This is a genomic window from Streptomyces sp. NPDC053755 (assembly GCF_040677675.1).
Taxonomy (GTDB): domain Bacteria; phylum Actinomycetota; class Actinomycetes; order Streptomycetales; family Streptomycetaceae; genus Streptomyces.
On the sequence record NZ_JBFASK010000016.1, the window covers coordinates 1 to 19,392 of the forward strand.

14 protein-coding genes and 3 tRNA genes are annotated in these 19,392 nt (G+C 73.3%); 7 read left to right on the forward strand and 10 right to left on the reverse strand.

From position 1 onward, the window contains the following. The 4 genes from AB0K65_RS17065 to AB0K65_RS17080 all read right to left on the reverse strand — a co-directional run. Positions 1-1,261: ABC transporter ATP-binding protein (locus tag AB0K65_RS17065; RefSeq protein ID WP_365717169.1), on the reverse strand; the 1,261-nt coding region annotated here is incomplete at its 3' end. Then, on the reverse strand, positions 1,261-2,994 hold the full coding sequence (locus tag AB0K65_RS17070; RefSeq protein ID WP_365717171.1) for an ABC transporter ATP-binding protein: 1,734 nt from the start codon (positions 2,992-2,994) through the stop codon (positions 1,261-1,263). The genes AB0K65_RS17070 and AB0K65_RS17065, both read right to left, overlap by 1 nt. Positions 2,995-3,174: 180 nt before the next feature. Further along, positions 3,175-4,614 carry an FGGY family carbohydrate kinase gene (locus AB0K65_RS17075; protein ID WP_365717173.1) on the reverse strand — a complete coding sequence of 480 codons (1,440 nt, stop codon included), beginning with the start codon at positions 4,612-4,614 and terminating at the stop codon, positions 3,175-3,177. An 83-nt stretch (positions 4,615-4,697) separates the two neighbouring features. Further along, positions 4,698-5,012: a YtxH domain-containing protein gene (locus AB0K65_RS17080; RefSeq protein WP_365717175.1), complete on the reverse strand. Its 315-nt coding sequence runs from the start codon at positions 5,010-5,012 to the stop codon at positions 4,698-4,700. A 169-nt stretch (positions 5,013-5,181) separates the two neighbouring features. Here AB0K65_RS17080 and AB0K65_RS17085 point away from each other — a divergent pair. The 3 genes from AB0K65_RS17085 (at position 5,182) to AB0K65_RS17095 (ending at position 5,573) form a co-directional block, all read left to right on the forward strand. Continuing rightward, positions 5,182-5,254: transfer RNA gene (locus AB0K65_RS17085), tRNA-Asn, on the forward strand. Positions 5,255-5,259: 5 nt separating this feature from the next. After that, positions 5,260-5,332 (forward strand) — tRNA-Asn (locus AB0K65_RS17090). A 167-nt stretch (positions 5,333-5,499) separates the two neighbouring features. After that, positions 5,500-5,573: transfer RNA gene (locus tag AB0K65_RS17095), tRNA-Ile, on the forward strand. Between the two features lie 126 nt (positions 5,574-5,699). On the opposite strand, the gene AB0K65_RS17100 is transcribed toward AB0K65_RS17095, so the two are convergent. Then, on the reverse strand, positions 5,700-6,116 hold the full coding sequence (locus AB0K65_RS17100; protein WP_365717177.1) for an organic hydroperoxide resistance protein: 417 nt from the start codon (positions 6,114-6,116) through the stop codon (positions 5,700-5,702). A 99-nt stretch (positions 6,117-6,215) separates the two neighbouring features. Between AB0K65_RS17100 and AB0K65_RS17105 the strand changes: the two genes are divergently transcribed. The 4 genes from AB0K65_RS17105 (at position 6,216) to AB0K65_RS17120 (ending at position 12,253) form a co-directional block, all read left to right on the forward strand. Continuing rightward, positions 6,216-6,695 (forward strand): MarR family transcriptional regulator, encoded by a 480-nt coding sequence (locus AB0K65_RS17105; protein WP_365717179.1) that lies wholly within the window; start codon positions 6,216-6,218, stop codon positions 6,693-6,695. A 72-nt stretch (positions 6,696-6,767) separates the two neighbouring features. Continuing rightward, on the forward strand, positions 6,768-7,214 hold the full coding sequence (locus AB0K65_RS17110) for a GNAT family N-acetyltransferase (RefSeq protein WP_365717181.1): 447 nt from the start codon (positions 6,768-6,770) through the stop codon (positions 7,212-7,214). Further along, the gene (locus AB0K65_RS17115) at positions 7,211-8,461 is read left to right on the forward strand and encodes an MFS transporter (protein WP_365717183.1); all 1,251 of its coding nucleotides are present in this window, start codon (positions 7,211-7,213) and stop codon (positions 8,459-8,461) included. The genes AB0K65_RS17110 and AB0K65_RS17115 overlap by 4 nt, the downstream gene beginning before the upstream one ends. A 126-nt stretch (positions 8,462-8,587) precedes the next feature. Then, positions 8,588-12,253 (forward strand): S8 family serine peptidase, encoded by a 3,666-nt coding sequence (locus AB0K65_RS17120; RefSeq protein WP_365717185.1) that lies wholly within the window; start codon positions 8,588-8,590, stop codon positions 12,251-12,253. Between the two features lie 104 nt (positions 12,254-12,357). On the opposite strand, the gene AB0K65_RS17125 is transcribed toward AB0K65_RS17120, so the two are convergent. The 5 genes from AB0K65_RS17125 to AB0K65_RS17145 all read right to left on the reverse strand — a co-directional run bounded on the left by AB0K65_RS17125 (position 12,358) and on the right by AB0K65_RS17145 (position 19,320). Continuing rightward, positions 12,358-13,875, reverse strand: coding sequence for a carboxyl transferase domain-containing protein (locus AB0K65_RS17125; protein WP_365717187.1), 1,518 nt, complete (start codon positions 13,873-13,875; stop codon positions 12,358-12,360). Beyond that, positions 13,868-15,331 (reverse strand): acyl-CoA synthetase, encoded by a 1,464-nt coding sequence (locus AB0K65_RS17130; RefSeq protein ID WP_365717189.1) that lies wholly within the window; start codon positions 15,329-15,331, stop codon positions 13,868-13,870. Before AB0K65_RS17130 ends, AB0K65_RS17125 begins: the two co-directional genes overlap by 8 nt. A gap of 50 nt (positions 15,332-15,381) precedes the next feature. Beyond that, the gene (locus AB0K65_RS17135; protein WP_365717191.1) at positions 15,382-16,623 is read right to left on the reverse strand and encodes an MFS transporter; all 1,242 of its coding nucleotides are present in this window, start codon (positions 16,621-16,623) and stop codon (positions 15,382-15,384) included. Between the two features lie 75 nt (positions 16,624-16,698). After that, positions 16,699-18,222 (reverse strand): GAF domain-containing protein, encoded by a 1,524-nt coding sequence (locus AB0K65_RS17140; RefSeq protein ID WP_365717193.1) that lies wholly within the window; start codon positions 18,220-18,222, stop codon positions 16,699-16,701. A gap of 45 nt (positions 18,223-18,267) precedes the next feature. Then, complete coding sequence (locus AB0K65_RS17145) at positions 18,268-19,320, reverse strand: rod shape-determining protein (RefSeq protein ID WP_365717195.1); 1,053 nt, start codon at positions 19,318-19,320, stop codon at positions 18,268-18,270. Positions 19,321-19,392 lie beyond the last annotated feature (72 nt).

Here is a 19,392-nt window from a genome sequence, read left to right on the forward strand (position 1 = left end):
CCACCGTCAGCGACAGGCCCTCGATGAGCGGCTTGTCCGGCTCGTAGCGGAAGGAGACCTCCTCCAGGGCGACCTTGCCCTTGACGCCGGACGGCTGCTCGCCGACCGGGGAGTCCGGCGCCTGCTCCTGCGCGTCGAGGAGCTCGAAGATCCGCTCGGCCGACGCGACACCCGACTGGACCAGGTTCGCCATCGACGCGACCTGCGTCAGCGGCATCGAGAACTGCCGCGAGTACTGGATGAACGCCTGGACGTCACCGATCGACAGCGTGCCCGACGCCACCCGCAGACCGCCGACCACGGCCACCAGCACGTAGTTGATGTTCGAGATGAAGAACATGACCGGCTGCATGACGCCGCTGTTGAACTGGGCCTTGAAGCCCGCTTCGTACAGCGCCTCGTTCTGCTCGCGGAAACCGGCGGCCGACTCGTCCTGCCGCCCGAAGACCTTCACCAGCGCGTGACCGGTGTACATCTCCTCCACATGGGCGTTGAGCTTGCCCGTGGACTTCCACTGCTGGACGAAGTGCGGCTGCGAGCGCTTGCCGATCCTGGTCGCGACGACCACCGACACCGGGACCGTCACCAGCGCCACCAGGGCGAGCAAGGGAGAGATCCAGAACATCATCACGAGCACGCCGACGATGGTCAGCAGCGAGTTGATCAGCTGTCCCATCGACTGCTGGAGCGTCTGGGAGATGTTGTCGATGTCGTTGGTCGCGCGGCTGAGGACCTCGCCCCGCTTGGCCTTGTCGAAGTACGACAGCGGCAGCCGCGACAGCTTCGCCTGCACGTCCTCCCGCATCCGGTACACCGTCCGGTTGATCACCTTGATCGACATGCGGGTGGAGACCAGCATCAGCAGCCCGGCCGCGACGTAGATCCCCAGCGCCCACAGCAGCACGGCGCCGACCGCCGAGAAGTCGATTCCCTGCCCGGGGGTGAAGTCGACCCCGGACAGCATGTCGGCCATCCCGTCGTCCCCCCTGGCCCGCAGTGCCTCGATCGCCTGCGCCTTGGTGGTGCCGTCGGGCGTCTGCCGCCCGACCACGCCCGCGAAGATCAGGTCGGTGGCCTTGCCGAGGATCAACGGCCCGACCACCGAGCCCGCCACGCTCAGCACGCCGGCGACGAGCATCAGCCACAGGGCGCCCCGCTCGGGCGCCAGGGACCTCAGGAGCCGCTTGCCCGACCCCTTGAAGTCCATGGACCGCTGGTCGGGGCCGCCGCCCGCCATCATCCGTCCGCCAGGACCGGCCATCAGGCTGCCTCCGCCTCGGTCAGCTGGGAGAGCACGATCTCCCGGTACGTCTCATTGCCGGCCATCAGTTCGTGATGGCGTCCGGTGCCCACGACCCGTCCCTCGTCGAGCACCACGATCCGGTCGGCGTCCCGGATGGTCGACACCCGCTGGGCGACGATCACGACGGTCGATTCCGCCGTCTCCTCGGCCAGCGCCGCCCGCAGCCGGGCGTCCGTCTCGTAGTCCAGCGCCGAGAAGGAGTCGTCGAAGAGATAGATCTCCGGCCGCTGCACCAGCGTCCGCGCGATCGCCAGCCGCTGCCGCTGGCCACCGGACACGTTGGTGCCGCCCTGCGCGATCGGCGCGTCCAGGCCGGCGTCCAGCGTCCTCACGAACTCCGCCGCCTGGGCGACCTCCAGGGCGTGCCACAGCTCCTCGTCGGTCGCGTCGGGGTTTCCGTACCGCAGGTTGGTCGCCACCGTCCCGGAGAAGAGGTACGGCTTCTGCGGCACGAGGCCGACCGTCCGGGACATGAGGCCGGTGTCGAGCGTGCGGACGTCCACCCCGTCGACGAGGACCTCGCCGCCGGTTACGTCGAACAGCCGCGGGACCAGGCCCAGCAGGGTCGACTTGCCGCTGCCGGTCGAGCCGATGATCGCGGTCGTCTCGCCCGGACGGGCGACCAGCTCGACCTCCCTGAGGACCGACTCCTCGGCCCCCGGATAGCGGAAGTCCGCGCTCCGGACCTCCAGGTGACCCCTGCGGCGCAGTTCGCGCACCGGTTCGACGGGCGGGACGACGCTGCTCTCGGTGGCGAGCACCTCCTCGATGCGCTCGGCGCACACCTCGGCCCGCGGCACCATCATGAACATGAAGGTGGCCATCATCACGGCCATCACGATCTGCATCAGATAGGCGAGGAACGCGGTCAGCGCGCCGATCCGCATGTCTCCGCCGTCGATGCGCTGCGCGCCGAACCAGACCACCGCGACGCTGGAGACGTTCACGACCGTCATCACGGTCGGGAACATCAGGGCCATCAGACGGCCGGTGGCCATCGACACGTCGGTCAGCTCGGTGTTCGACCCCTCGAACCGCTCGCGCTCGTAGTCGTCCTTGACGAACGCGCGGATCACCCGGTTGCCGGTGATCTGCTCGCGCAGCACCCGGTTCACCGTGTCGAGCCGCACCTGCATCGTCCGGAACAGCGGCCGCATGCGCCTCACGATGAGCGACACCGCGATCCCGAGGACCGGCACGACCGCGAGCAGCACCGCCGACAGCGGCACGTCCTGCCCCAGCGCCATGACGATGCCGCCGACGCACATGATGGGCGCGGAGACCATCAGGGTGAATCCCATCAGGACGAGCATCTGGACCTGCTGGACGTCATTGGTGGTGCGGGTGATCAGCGACGGCGCGCCGAACTGTCCGACCTCGCGGGCCGAGAAGGACTGCACGCGGTCGAAGACCGCCGCGCGCACGTCGCGGCCGAGGGCGGAGGCGGTCCGTGCTCCGTGGTACACCGCTCCGATGTTGCAGACGACCTGCAGGACGGAGACCGCGATCATCAGGGCGCCGAAGCGCAGGATGTAGCCGGTGTCCCCGTCGACGACACCGTTGTCGATGATGTCGGCGTTGAGGGTCGGCAGGTAGAGGGAGGCGCAGGTCTGCAGCAGCTGCAGGAGCACCAGCAGGGCGATGGGCTTCTTGTACGGTCCGAGGTGGGTTCGGAGGAGTCTTATGAGCACGGATTCACTATCGCCCGAGCCCGCTCGACGTTACGACTCGTTTTGACGCGTGTTCCGGGCCGGCGCGCGTTCTCGAACCGGCACGTGCCGCGGCGCCGGAGCGTGCCGCCTGTGCCGCCGTGTCCCGTGCGCACGGCGCGTGCCGCCTGTGCCGCCGCGTCCCGTGCGCACGGCGGGTGGTCAGGAGCCGAACGCCCCCGGGTGGATCTGGTCCCGGGTCGCCGCGTACTGCTGGCGCACCGCCTGGCCCACCGGCAGCTCCTCTCCCGGCTCGAAGACCTGGGCGGCGGCCCCCTGCCAGGCCGGGGGAGCGGACGGCGAGAGCGTGCCGCGGGCCACCCCGAGCGCCCAGGCGGCCTGCCGGGCCGCGCCGAGCGCCGTGTAGTCGGCCGGCTGGGGGACGACCACCTGGGCTCCGAAGACGGCGGGCGCGAGCGCCTGGACGGCCGGCAGCTCGGCCGCCGCGCCGAGCAGGAACACGCGGCGGACCTCCACGCCCCGTCCGCGCAGCACGTCCATGGCGTCGGCGAGCGAGCAGAGCATGCCCTCGAAGGCCGCCCGCGCGAGGTGTTCGGGCTTCATGGACTCGCGGCGCAGCCCGCTGAGCGTGCCGGCGGTGTGCGGCAGCCGGGGGGTGCGCTCGCCCTCCAGGTACGGCAGCAGGACCAGGCCGGAGGCGCCGGGCGTCGACTTCAGGGCGAGGGCCGACAGCTCCTCCAGGCTGTCCACGCCGAGCATCTCGGCGCTGCCGCGCAGCGCCCGCACGGCGTTGGAGGTGTGGACGACGGGCAGGTGCATGCCGGTGGCGTCGGCGAAGGACGTGATCATGCCGTGCGGGTCGGCGAGCGCCTGGTGGTGCACGGCCATCACGGAGCCCGACGCGCCGAGGGAGACGACCGCGTCCCCGGTCGCCACGCCGAGCCCGAAGGCGGCGGCCATCGTCTCGCCCGTGCCGGCGGAGATTAGCAGGCCCTCGGGGGTGGTTCCGGCGGCCTCGGCGGGGCCGAGCACCTCGGGCAGCACGGCCTGGTGGCCGAGCGCCAGGTCGACGAGGTCGGGGCGGTAGGAGCCGGTGGCCGCCGACCAGTAGCCGGTCGCCGACGCGGCGCCGCGGTCGGTGGTGCGCCGCAGGGGCCGGCCGAGGAGCTGCCAGACCAGCCAGTCGTGCGGCTGCATGATCATCGCGACGCGCCGGGCGTTCTCGGGCTCGGTGCGGGCCAGCCAGCGGAGCTTGGCGACGGGCAGACCGGCCTGCGGGACGGAGCCGACGGCGTCGGCCCAGGCCTGCCGTCCGCCGAAGGCCTCGACGAGATCGGCGGCGGCCACCTGCGCCCGGCGGTCGTTGCCGACCATCGCGGCGCGCACCAGGCCACCCTGCGCGTCGAGCGGTACGAGCCCGTGCTGCTGGGCGGAGACGCCGATCGCCTGGACGCCTTCGAGCAGCCCGCCGGCGGCGGCCTCGCCGAGCGAGAGCAGCCAGCTCTGCGGGTCGACGTCGGCGGCCTTCGGCTCGCCCGGATGCGGGGCGTACCCCTGCCGCAGCACGGCGCCCGTGTCCGCGTCGCAGACGACGATGCGGGTGAACTCAGCAGAACTGTCCAGACCGGCGACTATCCCCATACGGGAGATTCTGCCGCACGCGCGACGGGAGGGGGAGCGAGCGGGGGGCGGGACGCGCTCACGGGCGGCCCGCCCCCTCGCCCTCAGGTGTTGCTCGTACCCCAGTCGTCCTCGGCGATGTTGCTCCTGACCTGGCCGTTGTGGCCGCGCAGGGCGTGCACCCGGTCGGCGACCGACGGGGGCAGCTTGTCGCCGACCTTGTCGCTCACGACGTGCAACGCCTTGCCCGCGACCTCGCGCCCGGTCTGGGCGGCGGACTCGGCGGCGTTGCGCACGGCCGGGTTCTGGGAGAAGTCCCGGGCGGACTTCTTCAGCTTCTCGTAGCGCTCACGTCCGGCTCGTGTGCCGATGACGTATCCGAGGGCCACTCCCACCACGAACGTCAGCTTGTACCGCACGGCGGCACCACCCTTCCCTGGAGCTTCCCTGATGCCTCACTGGTGCCCACGAGCGGCCGTGGCATACCGATTGGCGGAGCACCCCCCTGCTTGCGCTAATGTATGTGTCGCAGCGAACGAGCGCCGCTCGGGACACCCGAGGTGGGTACGTTCGGTGCAAACGCAGCAATCCCCTGTAGCTCAATTGGCAGAGCAGCCGGCTGTTAACCGGCAGGTTACTGGTTCGAGTCCAGTCGGGGGAGCGCGATCCCCTGTAGCTCAATTGGCAGAGCATTCGGCTGTTAACCGGAGGGTTGCTGGTTCGAGTCCAGCCGGGGGAGCGAAGAGAAAGAGGACCCTTCAGGGTCCTCTTTCTCGTTTCCGGGAACCACGTCGTGGCGGCGGAAGTCCTCATGGTCGTGCGTTGCCGACCATCCACAGCGAGAGATCGTATGAGCGGCTATGCTGCGGCAGACGGCGCGCACACATGTACGCGCCACACCGTTAAGGGGCGGTAGCTCAGCCGGTTAGAGCAGCGGACTCATAATCCGTCGGCCGTGGGTTCGAGTCCCACCCGCCCCACTCGGGGTCGCGCATGCAGGAACGTTTCCATCCTGTCCGGCGACCACAATGCCCCCGGCGTGACGTACGACACGTACGACACGCCGGGGGTTTCTCGTGCCGTCGCCCGGACGGCCGGGGCGGGGACTACTCGATGACGAGCTCCACCGCGATGTTGCCCCGCGTGGCCTTGGAGTACGGGCAGAACGCGTGGGTCTTCTCCAGCAGCTCGCGGCCCGGCTCGCCCTGGAGGTGGTCGGGGAACTCGGCGCGCATGACGACCGCGAGGCCGAAGCCGCTGTCGGCCTCGTCCTTGCCGATGCTGACCTCGGCGGTCACCGAGACGTCCGCGATGTCGATCTTCTCCTGGCGGGCGATCACGCCCATGGCGCTCGCGAAGCAGGCCGCGTAACCGGCGGCGAAGAGCTGCTCCGGGTTGGTGCCCTGGCCGTTGCCGCCGAGGGCCTGCGGGTGGGCGAGGGGGAGGTCGATGTGGCCGTCGGAGCTGATGGCGCGGCCCTCGCGGCCGTTGGCGGTGGCGACAGCGGTGTAGATCGCGTTCATGAGTCCTCTTCCGTTCGGTGCGGTCTCCAGAGACAGTAGCGTGCAATTCAGTTGTGCACAACTCAATCGCTCGCGAGGGGTGTCCCGTACCCTGGAGCCATGGAGACGCTCGACACGACCCCGGACGAGGACTTCCTCCGGCTCGACCACCAGATCTGCTTCTCGCTGCACGCGGCGACCCGCGCCTTCAACGGCGTCTACCGCGGCGCCCTCAAGGAGCTCGGGCTCACCTATCCCCAGTACCTGGTCCTCCTCGTGCTCTGGGAGCACGGCGAGCTGCCGGTCAAGCGGATCGGCGAGCATCTGCGTCTCGACTCGGGGACCCTCTCCCCGCTGCTCAAGCGGCTGGAGGCGGCCGGCTACGTCGAGCGCCGGCGCAGCGTCGAGGACGAGCGCTCCGTCACCGCGCGGGTCACCGACACCGGCGCCGCGCTGCGGGAGAAGGCGCTCGGCGTGCCGCGGCGGATCGCCTCCGCGACGGGGCTGACGCTGGAGGAGATCCGCGGCCTGCGCGACCAGCTCACCGCGCTGGCCGCCCGGCTCGACCGTGTCGACCCGGACGCATTCGGCTGCGAGTAGCGCATCGGAAGGGGGCGCCGGAATCCGTCACCTGTAAGGGCCGGGAACGGCACCCGTCCCTATACTCACTCCATGCCCGCCGTCACCCTCCGCCGCGCCATCGCCGATGACTCCAGGCGGCTCAGCCACCTCGTCCGCACGTCGGCCGCCTACCGCGGCGACTACTCCGCCATGGTCGCCGGCTATGTCGTCGGGGGGACCTACATCGAGTCCCACCCCGTCTTCGTCGCCGTCGACGAGACGCGGCGGATACTCGGGTTCTACGCCCTCCTGCTCGACGAGGCCGAGCTCGACCTCGCCTTCGTCGCCGACGAGGCGCAGGGGCGCGGCATCGGCCGGATGCTGATGGAGCACATGACGCGGCAGGCCGGCGACGCCGGGCTCGACTCCGTGCGGGTGGTCGCGCATCCGCCCGCCGAGGACTTCTACCTCCGCACCGGCGCCCGCCGCACCGGGACCGTGCGGCCCGCCGGGCACGTCCACTGGGCCCGCCCCGAGCTGCGGTACGACGTCGCGTGACCGCCACCCAGGAGGAAGGCCGCCGCCGGCTCCTCGCCGACCTCACCCCGCTGCGGATCTCCCCGCACTACCGCCGCCTGTGGTTCGGCAACACCATCTCCTGGGTCGGTCAGGGTATGACCGCCCTCGCGGTCTCGCTCCAGGTGTACGACATCACCCGCTCGCCGTTCTCCGTCGGCCTCGTGGGGCTCTGCTCCCTCGTCCCCCTGATCGTCTTCGGCCTGTACGGCGGCGCCATCGCCGACACCGTCGACCGCCGCAAGCTCGGCCTGTTCAGCGCCACCGGCTCCGCCGTGCTGTCCGCCGCGCTCGCCGCGTCCGCCTTCGCCGGGCTCCACGACGTGCGGTTCCTCTACGCGATCGTGGCCCTCCAGTCCGTCTGCGCCGCCCTGAACTCGCCCGCCCGGACGTCGATGATCCCCCGGCTGCTGCCGCCCGATCAGCTGCGCGCGGCCAACGCGCTGAACTCCATGACGATGACGTTCGGCACGCTCGTCGGTCCGAGCCTCGGCGGCCTCATCGTCGGCGTCGGCGGCTACCAGACCGCCTACCTCGTCGACGCCGTCGCCTTCTCCGCCGCGCTGTACGCGATGTGGCGCCTGCCCGCCATGCTCCCCGACCGGACCGGCGCCAAGAGGGCCTCCGTCCTCGACGGGCTGCGCTTCCTCGCCACCCGCCCCAACCTGCGGATGACGTTCTTCTCGGACTTCTGCGCGATGATCCTCGCCCATCCGCGCGCGCTGTTCCCCGTCGTCGCCGTGGTCTGGTACGACGGCGACGCGCGCACCACCGGACTGCTCGCCGCCGCCCCCGCGGCCGGCGCGCTCCTCGGCGGGGTCCTCTCCGGCTGGCAGGGCCGCATCCACCACCACGGCCAGGCCATCCTGCTCGCCGTCGCCTGCTGGGGCACCGCCATCGCCGTCTTCGGGCTCACCCGGAACCTCTGGCTCGGACTTCTGCTCCTCGCCCTCGCCGGCTACTCCGACACCGTCTCCATGATCTTCCGCAACACGATGATGCAGGTCGCCGCCCCCGACGAGATGCGGGGCAGGCTCCAGGGCGTCTTCATCGTCGTCGTGGCGGGCGGTCCGCGGCTCGGCGACTTCCTCGCCGGCTCGGTCGCCGACCTCACCTCACCCGCGGTCGCGATCACCGGCGGGGGTATCGCCTGTGTTCTCGCCGTTGCCGTGCTTGCCCTGTACGGGCGGGGATTCCGCCGGTATGACGCGCGGAATCCGGCGGCCTGACCTGGCGGTTGACCGCCACGGCACATAGCCGCCAGGCCGTTGTGGTCTCAACTACCGCTGTTCCGCCGAGACTCGTCGCGTCACCCGGACCCACCCCTTCCCCCGGGTGCGCGAGGAGTTGCGTCGATGACCGGATCATCCGCCAGAGGGAGAGCGGGGCTGCTCGCCGCCGGCCTCTCCCTCGTGCTGCTCTCGGCCGGGCAGACCGCCGCAGCCGGTAACACCGCCGCCCCCGTGCCCGACACCTTCTCCGGAGCCCGGGGCGGCGGCTCCACCGTCACGCTGATCACCGGCGACCGCGTCACCGTCACCGACCTCGGCGGCGGAGAGAAGACGGTCACCGTCGACCGTGCCCGGGGCGCCACCGGAGCCGTCCGCAGCCGGATCACGGACGGCCGGGTCACCGTCATTCCCGACGAGGCGCGCCCCTACCTCGACTCCGGCGTCCTGGACCGGCGGCTCTTCGACGTCAGCGGCCTCATCGAGCAGGGCATCACCGACGCGCTCCCGCTGATCGTCACGTACGGCAAGGGCGCTCGCGCGGCCGCCCCGCGCGGCGCCGAGACGGTCCGCGCCCTGCCCAGCATCGGCGGCGCGGCCGTGGAGGCGAAGGACCCGGCCGCCTTCTGGCGCGGCTTCACCGGGCCCGCCGCCCGCTCCGCCGGCCTGGCCAAGGTCTGGCTCGACGGGCGGGTCGAGGCCGCCATGGCCGACTCCAACGCCCAGATCGGATCGGCCCATGCCTGGGAGGCGGGGTACACCGGCAAGGGCGTCAAGGTGGCGGTCCTCGACACCGGCGCCGACCTGACCCACCCCGACCTCGCCGGCCGCGTCGCCGAGTCCAGGAGCTTCATCGAGGGCCAGGAGGTGGCCGACCGCGGCGGCCACGGCACCCACGTCGCCTCCACCGTCGGCGGCAGCGGAGCGGGCTCCGACGGCAGGGAGAAGGGCGTCGCCCCCGGCGCGACCCTCGCCGTCGGCAAGGTCCTCAGCGACGAGGGCTCCGGCACCGAGTCGCAGATCATCGCCGGCATGGAGTGGGCCGCCAAGGACATCGACGCGAAGATCGTGTCGATGAGCCTCGGCTCCCCCGAGGCGAGCGACGGCACCGACCCGATGGCGCAGGCGGTCGACTCCCTCTCCGCCGAGACCGGCGCGCTCTTCGTCATCGCCGCCGGCAACTCCGGCGCCGCCGGCTCCATCGGGTCGCCCGGGGCCGCCGACTCCGCGCTGACCATCGGCGCCGTCGACGCGGCCGACGCCCCCGCCTACTTCACCAGCCAAGGGCCCCGCCACGGCGACCAGGCGCTCAAGCCCGACCTGTCGGCGCCCGGCGTGGACATCCTCGCCGCCCGCTCGCAGCTCACCGAGGGCAGCGGGCTCTACACGTCCATGAGCGGTACCTCGATGGCCACCCCGCACGTCGCGGGAGTCGCCGCGCTCCTCGCGGAGCAGCACCCCGACTGGACCGGCGCCCAGCTCAAGGACGCCCTGATGTCCTCGTCGAAGACGCTCGCCGACTCCCCGTACGCGCTCGGCGCGGGCCGGGTCGACGTGGGCGCCGCCGTCGCCGCGCGGGTGACCGCGACCGGCTCCGCCGGCCTCGGCTTCGTCTCCTGGCCCTACGAGGAGAGCAAGCCGGTCACCCGGACCGTCACCTACACCAACTCCTCCGACGAGCCGGTCGCCCTGGACCTCGCCGTCGAGGGCCTTCCGGCCGGAGTCGCCACCCTCGCCGACTCCGCCCTCACCGTCCCCGCGCACGGCACCGCCCGGACCACCGTCACCGGGGACGGCACCAAGGCGCCCGTCGGCCAGTCCTTCGGCCGGATCACCGCCTCCGCCGGCGGCGTGCCTGTCGCGCACACCGCGCTCGGCCTGGTCAAGGAGGGGGAGCGCTACACCCTGACCGTCCACGTCAAGGACCGCGACGGCGCCCCCGCCCCCGCCCGCCTGGGCGTCCAGCGCCTCGCCGAGGGCCACGACCCGTTCCCGGAGACGGTCGGCGAGTCCGGCACCCTGCGGCTGCGCCTGCAGCCCGGTACGTACACCGTCGACACCTTCCTCGACGTCCGCGGCGCCAAGGGCGGGGACTCCCTCGGGCTCGGCTTCCTCACCGAGCCGGAGATCGTCCTCGACCGGGACCGTGAGATCACCCTCGACGGACGGCGGCTGCGCGAGATACGCGCCGAGGTCGAGAAGCGGACCGAGACCCGTCAGCTCCTCATGGAGTTCGACCGGGACGCGAACGGCGCCTCGTACGGCGGGGCCGTCCAGGTGCCGCCGATGTACGACTCGGTCTTCGCGGCTCCCACCCGCAAGCCCGCCACCGGCACCTTCGAGTACCGGACCGTGTGGCGTCTCGGCAAGCCGCTCCTGGAGGCGAGCGCCGGCGGGCAGCGGCTCTCCGACGCCACTCCGCAGGCCGGCACCGCGCTGCTCGAGGGCGGGCACCGCCTCGGGGTCGTCGACGCGGGCACCGGCACCGCCGCCGAGTACGCCGGGAAGAACGTCCGGGGCAAGGCCGTCCTCGTCCGCAGGGCACCCGGCGCCGACACGGCGCGGATCGCCCAGAACGCGCAGGACGCCGGCGCCCGGGCTCTGTTCGTCACCGACGACGCGCCCGGACGGCTGATGTCCTGGTTCGGCACGGCCGACTACCAGGACCGTCCGCTGGCCGTCGCCACCGTCGATTCCGCCGACGCGGCCCGGATCCGCGCCGCCGCGGCGCGCGGCGGCCGGCTCGACCTGACCGGCACCCCCTTCACCCCGTACACCTACGACCTCTCCGAGGGACACCCGGGCGCGATCGGCACGGACCTCGTCTTCCGGCCCGGCAGGAACGAACTGGCCACCGTGCGCTCGGCGTTCCACATGCCCACGGGCGGAAAGGAGGCCGGCGGCGAGTTCCGCTACTCGATCACCGACACCTTCCCGATCGGCTTCGGCTTCAAGGAGCGGATCGCGTTCCCGGCGGAGCGCGTCGAGTACGTCTCCACCGGCAGTGGCCAAGGCTGGCACGAGTCGGTCGACCTCGGGGACTCGCTGGAGCAGCGCGGCGGCGTCAACTCCTACCGGGGCGGCGGCCACCACGCGCTCGACTGGTTCGAGCCGGTCTGGCACGCGTGGCTCGGCACCGGTCTCGGCTGGGGGCAGGAGCGCCGCGGCGACTCCCTGAGCTCCAACACCCCCGGCTGGGGCGACTCCGGGCCCGATCACACCGGCTTCGGTAACGTGTGGGGCGACGACTCGATGACCCAGTTCACCGAGGTGTACGTGGACGGGGTCCGGGTCGACCGCAGGACGAGCTCCGCCGCGTACGCCTGGGACGCCCCGGCCGAGGAGGCGGAGTACAGGGTCGTCACCGACACCACCCTCGACCCGGCGCGCTGGCGGCTCGCCACCCGCGGGCACGCCGAGTGGACCTTCCGGTCCGCCGAGACCCCGGCCGACCGCGTCACCCGCCTGCCGCTGATCAACCTCGGCTTCGACGTCGACACCGACCTCGGCGGCGATGTCCGAGGCGGGCAGCGGTTGCCGGTGCGGATCTTCGCCGAGTACGTCGAGGGCGCGTCGGGCACGGGCCGGATCGGCGGCGGGACGCTGGAGGTCTCCTACGACGAGGGCACGACCTGGACGAAGGTCGCGCTGAAGCCCTCGGCGCGGGGCGGCTGGGCCGGTGACGTGCGGGTGCCCCACAGGGCGTCGTCCGTGTCGCTGCGCGGCGGCGCGAGCGACGACCGCGGCGGCGCGGTGCAGCAGGAGATCATCCGGGCGGTGGGGGTGCGGTAACCCCGTCGGCCGGGCGGGTGCCCGGCGGGACACGACCAGGGCCCGGAACGGCCGGCGGCCGTTCCGGGCCCTTCGTGCGCGCGGTTCGTCACCCTTCGCGCGGGTCACCCGCTCTGCGGGGTGACGATCCCGCGCACCACGCCGAGGGCGACCAGGTCCTGGGGGCGCAGGCGCAGTTGGTCGGCGGTGGCCGGAATCCGGGCGGGCGGCCGCTTGAGGATCGCCGCGGCGAGTTCGGGCGCGATGACGGAGAAGTAGCCGTCGGGAGTGGTCCAGGTGTTCCCGGCGGCGGCCAGGGCGAGCGCGCCGCCGGAGCCGCCCTCGCCGATCAGGAGCGAGGTCACCGGGACACCGGCCGCCGCGATCGCGGCGAACGCCTCGGCGATGGCCGGGCCCGCCCCCGCCCGTTCGGCCGCGGCGTCGTTGGCGGCGCCGGGCGTGTCGATCAGGGTCAGGACGGGGATGCCGAGCCGGTCGGCGAGGCGGACGAGCCGGGCCGCCGTCCGGAATCCCGCGGGCCGGGTCGCGGAGCCGTCCTGCGCCGCGTACGCGACGACCCGGCCGGCGTGGACCCCGAACCCGCACTCCACCCCGGGGTCGACCCCGCCGGCCCGGTCACCGCGCACGGCCGCCCGTTCCTCGAAGTACGCGTCCAGGTAGTCCCCGGCGCGCGGCCGCCGCGGGTCGCGTGCCCTGCTGACGGCGGCCCATCCCGTCCCTGGCGGCCCGACGGCGGCAAGCGCACGCGGTACGGGGGCGGGCCGTGGCTCCGGGCCCGGCGCGCCGCTCAGCAGGCGCACCCAGCGGGAGAGGGCGTCGCGCAGCTCCTGCGGCGGGACGATCGCGTCGACGTGGCCGTGCTCCCACTGCTCCTCGGCGGTGTAGGCCGCCGGATCGGCGTCCGGCGGGCGGACCCGGGAGCCGGCGAAGGCCACCTGGGCGGCGGGAAGGGCGAGGACGACGTCCGCCCCGGCGCCGACCGTGGCCCAGCCGCCGCCCGTGGACGGGTCGCGGAGCACCGCCACGTGGGGGACGCCGGCCGCCCGCAGGCGCACCGTCGCGGCCGCCACGCGCTGGAGCTGGGTGAGGGCGACCATGCCCTCCTGCATCCGGCTGCCACCGGTCGCGACCAGCGTCACCAGGGGTATCCGCCGCTCCCGGGCCGTCTCGTACGCGGCGACGAGCCGGTCACCGGCCGCCCGCCCGAGCGAGCCCCCCAGGAACCCGAACTCGAACGCCACCAGGACGACCGGGCGCCCGCCGACCGCCGCCACGCCGTGCAGCACGGACTCGTCCTCACCGGTTTGCTCGGCGGCCCGGGCGCGCGAGGCGTCGTAACCCGCCCAGCCGAGCGGCCCGTCGGACCGGGGCCTGTCCGGGCCGGGGCCGCCGGTTGTCCGGTCGCCCGGGGCCGGGCCGCCCGGGGCGGCCGCGGTTCGCCCGTCCAGAGATCGCCCTCCCGGGTCGGAGCCGTCGCCGTCCGCGGCTTGTGCGACCGGGGCGGGGACGACCGGATCGGCCGGCGGCCGTCCCTCCGGGGCCGGGCCGCCCGGGGCGGCCGCCGGAGTGAAGTCGTCCGCCACCAGCGCGATCACCTCGCGCGCCGTGAGCCGCTCAGTCATCGAGCGTCGCCGCCCCCGGGAGCGCCTTCTTCAGGACCTTGCCCATGTCGTTGCGCGGCAGGCCCGCCAGGAAGCGCACCGTCCGGGGGCGCTTGTGCGGAGCGAGGAGGGCCGCCACATGGGCGGACAGGGCGTCGGCGGCCGGGGGACGCCCGGGATCGGCCGGGACGACCCACGCCACGATCCGCTCGCCCAGGTCCGGGTCGGGTTCGCCGGTGACCGCGGCCTCGCGGACGTCCGGGTGGTCGAGGAGCGCGTTCTCTATCTCGCCCGCGCCGATCTTGTAGCCGCCGCTCTTGATCAGGTCCGTCGCCTTGCGGCCCACGATCCGTACGGCCCCGTCGGGGTCCCGGAGCGCCATGTCCCCGGTGCGGAACCAGTCACCGTCGAAGGCGGCCGCCGTGGCGTCGGGCCGGTTCAGGTACGCGCTGAAGAGGTTCGGGCCCCTGACCTGGATCTCGCCGACGCTCTCCCCGTCCAGTGCCCCGATCTCCGTCCCGTCCTCCTCCACCAGCCGCAGCTCCACGCCGCGCAGCGGCAGCCCCACGGAGCCGGGGCGCGGGTCGGAGCCCACCCGCACGCTCGTCAGCATGAGCGTCTCGGTCATCCCGTACCGCTCCACCACCTGGCGGCCCGTGGCCGCCCCGAGGCGCGCGTGGTCGTGCACCGGGAGCGCCGCCGAGCCCGATACCAGCAGCCGCGCCCCGGCCAGCGCCCGGACCAAAGCGGGGTCGGAGCCCACCGCGTCGGCCAGCCGGTGGTACATCGTCGGCACCCCGAAGAGCATCGTGCCGCCCTCGCCGAGCGCCCCGGCGACGCCTTCCACCGAGAACGTGCCCAGATGCCGTACGGAACCGCCGCGCCGCAGCGGGCCGAGGATCCCCAGGATCAGCCCGTGGACGTGGAACAGCGGCAGCGCGTGGACGAGGACGTCGTCCGCCGTCCACGCCCACGCCTCCTCCAGGGCGTCCAGGGAGGCGGCGATCGCGCGCCGGGAGAGCACGACGCCCTTGGGGGGCCCGGTGGTGCCGGAGGTGTAGACGATCAGGGCGGGCGACTCGGCGGCGTCGGGTTCCGCCACCACCGGACCCCGTGCCCGGACGTCCACGTCGACCCGCTCCAGCGACGCCAGACCCGCCGGGAGGTCGTCCGCCGCGCCCGCGAGGACCAGGCCGGGCGTGCTGTCGCCGACGATGTGGGCCAGCTCCCGCTCGCCGGTGCGCGGATTGAGCGGGACGGCCGGCACTCCGGCGAGCAGCGCCGCCACCACGGCGACCGCGGTGCCGGCCGTGGGCGTGGCCCAGACCGCCACCCGGGCCGCGTCCTTCAGCCGGGGGGCCAGCGCGCCCGCGGCGGCGGCCAGTTCGGCGTATGTCAGGGTGTCGGCGCCGAAGCGCAGGGCGGGCCGGTCACCGCCGGCCGGGCCGGCCGCAAGGGCCGGGAAGAGCGCGCTCATCGGTCGTTCTCCTCGCGTCGCGGGATGCCGAGAGGCATTCTGCCCGCGCGTCAGGGGCGGGGCGCTGCGACCTTGCTCACCCCGGGCGGCTGGTCCTCGGCCCCGTCCCGCGCCGGCCGGATGGCCCGCATCCGCCCGTACGCGTACACGCAGCCCGCCAGCGCCAGGTCGGACAGGAGCATGAAGCCGATGGAGTACGAGTCCTTGGCGCTGTAGATCGCGCCCATGACCAGGGGCGGGACGAAGCCGCCGAGGCCGCCCATCGCGCCGACGATGCCGGTCACGCTGCCGACCTGCGGCTGCGGGGTGACCTGGGAGACCAGCGCGAAGACGGATCCGCTGGCGGTGCCGAGCCCGGCGGCCATGCAGAGCAGCGCGATCGTGCCGACCGGATCCAGAGGAGGGTCGAACGCCTGGACGATCGCGAGGAGCGCGACGAGGCCGAGGGCGCCCGAGGTGACGAGGGCCGGGTGGACCCGGTCGGAGAACCAGCCCCCCAGCGGCCGAAAGACGACCGTCACCAGCGCGAATCCGGCCGCCTTGGTGCCGGCGTCGGTGGGGTCGAGCGCGTACCAGGTCTTCAGGTACGTGGGCAGGTACACGCCGAAGGCGACGATGCCGCCGAACCCGATCGCGTACAGCGCCGACAGCTCCCATGTCACCCGCAGCCGCCCCGCCCGGCCGAGCCGGGTGGCGAGGGAGGCGGTGGGGACGGGCCGGTCGGGGCGGTCGGTGACGAGGAAGAACGCCAGGACGGCGTAGCCGGCGAGGGCGACCGCGACGACGAGGAACGGCAGGTCCTCGCCGTGCTTGGCGATGCGCGGGGTGAAGTAGCCGGACAGCGCGACCCCGCCCATGCCCATGCCGAAGACACCGAGGGCCAGCCCCCGCTTGGCGGGCGGGAACCAGGAGTTGACCAGGGGGATGCCGATGGCGAACGTCGTTCCGCCCAGACCCAGGAGGAAGCCGACGGCGAGCATCGCGCCGTACGAGTTCTTCGCCGGGATCAACAGCAGGACGGGCACGATCGTGAACGCCGAGACGAGCGGGAACATCAGCTTCGCGCCGTACTTGTCGGTGAGCGCGCCGACCGGGATCCGGCCGACCGATCCGACGAGCACGGGAACGGCCACCAGCAAGGACTGCTGGACGGAGCTGAGGGCGAGCCGGTCGCCGTACCAGCTGCCGAGCGGCGCGATCAGGGCCCACGCCCAGAAGGTGAGCGTGAAGCCGATCGTGGCCAGCACCAGGTTCCGGTAGGCGGCCGGGGAGGGCTTCGCGTCGGTTTCCACCCCACCAGTCAAGGTCGCACCGCTCCGGCGGTCGCGCCGGGCTGCGCCGTCCGGGGGGCGGTCGGGGCACCCGGATCAGGGCCAGCGCACCGTCGTCGGCGGATCCGCGTCGTCCGTGACGGTCAGGCGCGGGCCCTCCGGCGCCGCCGCGACCTCCACCGTGAGCGCCGTGACGCCCGGCCGGCGGTGGGCCGCCGCCAGCGCCCCGCGCAGGGCGGCGAGGAGCCGGTCGCCGTCCGCGCCGTCGACGAGCGTGTCGACGGCGCCGGAGAAGTGGACCGAGGGCTGGAAGCCCAGCAGGACCGCCGCGCCGCCCGTCTCCCGCAGCACCCGCCCGCGGAAGGAGGTCGGAGCGTCCGCCGGGGGCTGCTGGAGGGCGAAGATCGTCGTCCGCACCTCCTGGATCGTCGAGTCCAGCTCGTCGACGGCCCGACCCAGCAGCGTGTTCTCATCGGAGGACTCCGCCGCCCGCCGCCGGGTCGACTCCAGCATCATCTCCGTCGCGAAGAGCCGCTGGACCACGAGGTCGTGCAGGTCACGCGCGATCCGGTCCCGGTCCTCGTACACGGCGAGCCGTTCGCGGTTGTGCCGCGCGTCGGCGAGGACCAGGGCGAGCGCCGCCTGGGAGGCGAACTGCGAGGCCAGCAGCCGTTCCACGGCCGTGTAGGGACGTCCGCCGCGCCGCCGGGGCAGAGCGAGGGTGCCGATGAGCCGGCCGCCGCTCTGCAGCGGCAGCATCATCGAGGGCCCGAAGCGCGACCGCACGTGCGTGGTCATACGCGGATCGGTCGCGGAGTCCTCCACGAACACCGCCTCACCGCCGAGGAGCTGGGTGAGGACGCCGGAACCGGGAGCGATCGTGGTGCCCACCAGGTCCCCGGGATCGCCGTCCGTCGAGGCCGCCACGATCTCCATGCCGCCCTCCTCGGTGGGCTGGAGGACGACCCCGGCGGAGGCTCCCGCGAGAAGCCGGGCCTGCTCGGCGACGGTCGTCAGCGCGCCCTCGGCCGGCTCCCCGGTGAGCAGGGCCGTCGTCACCGCCGCCGCGCCCTCGATCCAGCGCTCGCGCTGCCGGGCGGTCTCGTACAGCCGGGCGTTGCCGATGGCGATCCCCGCCTGGGAGGCGAGGACCCGCAGCAGCGCCAGGTCATCGTCCGTGAACGGGCCGCCCCGCTTCTCGGTCAGGTAGAGGTTGCCGAACACCTCGGTGTGCACCCGGATCGGGACGCCGAGGAAGGAGCGCATCGCGGGATGCCCCTCGGGGACCCCGCCGGAGCGCGGATGGGCCGTCAGATCGTCGAGCCTCAGCGGGCGGGGATCCCGGAGCAGCAGGCCGACGACACCGGCGTCTCCGTCGGGGAGGGGCCCGATCCGCTGCCGTTCGGCCTCCGTGAGACCGGCCGTGAACAGGTCGGTGAGCCGCCGGCGCTCGGGATCGACCACCCCGAGCGCACCGTAGCGCGCCCCGGTCAGCTCGGCCGCGGAGTCCACGATGTGCTGGAGCGTGGCCCGCAGTTCGAGGTCGGTGCCGACGCTGAGGACCGCTTCGAGCAGCGCCGGCAGGCGGGGGACCGGTTCGTTCGCGTCCATGATCGACATGGGTTCATTGTCGTACAAGCGGGAGAAAAAGGAATGTCGGGCCGGTCATTCCACCTCGGCCAGCGGGTCCGCCCGCTCCAGGACCATCGGCTGGATCTTGCCCTCCAGCATCGCGCCGAGTCCGAGGATCGAGCAGACGTCGGGCCGTTCGGCGATGTGCACCGGCATGCCGGTCGCCTCGCGCAGCATCTCGTCGAGACCGGGGAGCAGCGCGCTGCCGCCGACCATCATGATCCCGCGTTCGGCGAGGTCGGCCACCAGGTCGGGCGGGCACTCGCGAAGGATCTTGCCGATGCCGTCCAGGACGGCGGTCAGCGGGGTGTGGATGGCGTCCCGCACGGCGGCGGTGTCGACGGTCACCGAGCGGGCCAGGCCGGTCGCCACGTCCCGGCCGTGGATCTCGGTGGAGGTCGGCCCCTGGAGGGTCAGGCCGTTGCCCCGGAGCGCGAGCTGCAGCGGACGCACGGACTGGCTGGGCAGCATCAGTTCGTGCTGGTGGCGCAGGTGCTGGATGACGGCGTGGTCGATGGCGTCGCCGCCGACGGGGATGCGCTGGGCCGTGACGATCGAGCCCAGCGAGAGCACCGCGACCTGGGTGGTCGCCGCGCCGCACACCATGATCATGGTGGCGGTCGGCTGCTCGACGGGGAGTCCGCAGCCCACCGCCGCCGCGATCAGCGTGTCGACCAGCTCCACCCGCCGCGCCCCGAGGCCGACCAGGGTCTCCACCGCGGCGCGCTGGGCGAGCGGGTCGCTGTCGTGCGGGGTGCAGGCGGCGGCCCGCAGCCGGGGCTTGCGGCGCAGCTGGCGGCGGAGCTTCTCGCCGAGGAGGTGGCGCAGCATCCGCTGGGCCATCTCGATGTCGACGACGGTGCCGCCGGAGACGGGCCGGACGACCCGGATGTAGTCGGGCGTGCGACCGGTCATCTTCTCGGCCAGCGCGCCGACGGCGATCAGCGCGCCGGTACGGGTGTTCACGGCGGCGACGCTGGGCTCGTCGACGACGAGGCCGGCGCCCTTGACGAAGACCCGGGTGCGGGCCGCCCCCAGGTCGACGGCGACATGGCAACGGCGCAGCTGCTCAAGGCTGACGGTCACGGCAGATCCTCCGGAGTGCGGTGCTGGCACGGAGCGAGGTGTACGCGGTGGTGCTTCGGCGTCCTGTTCGCA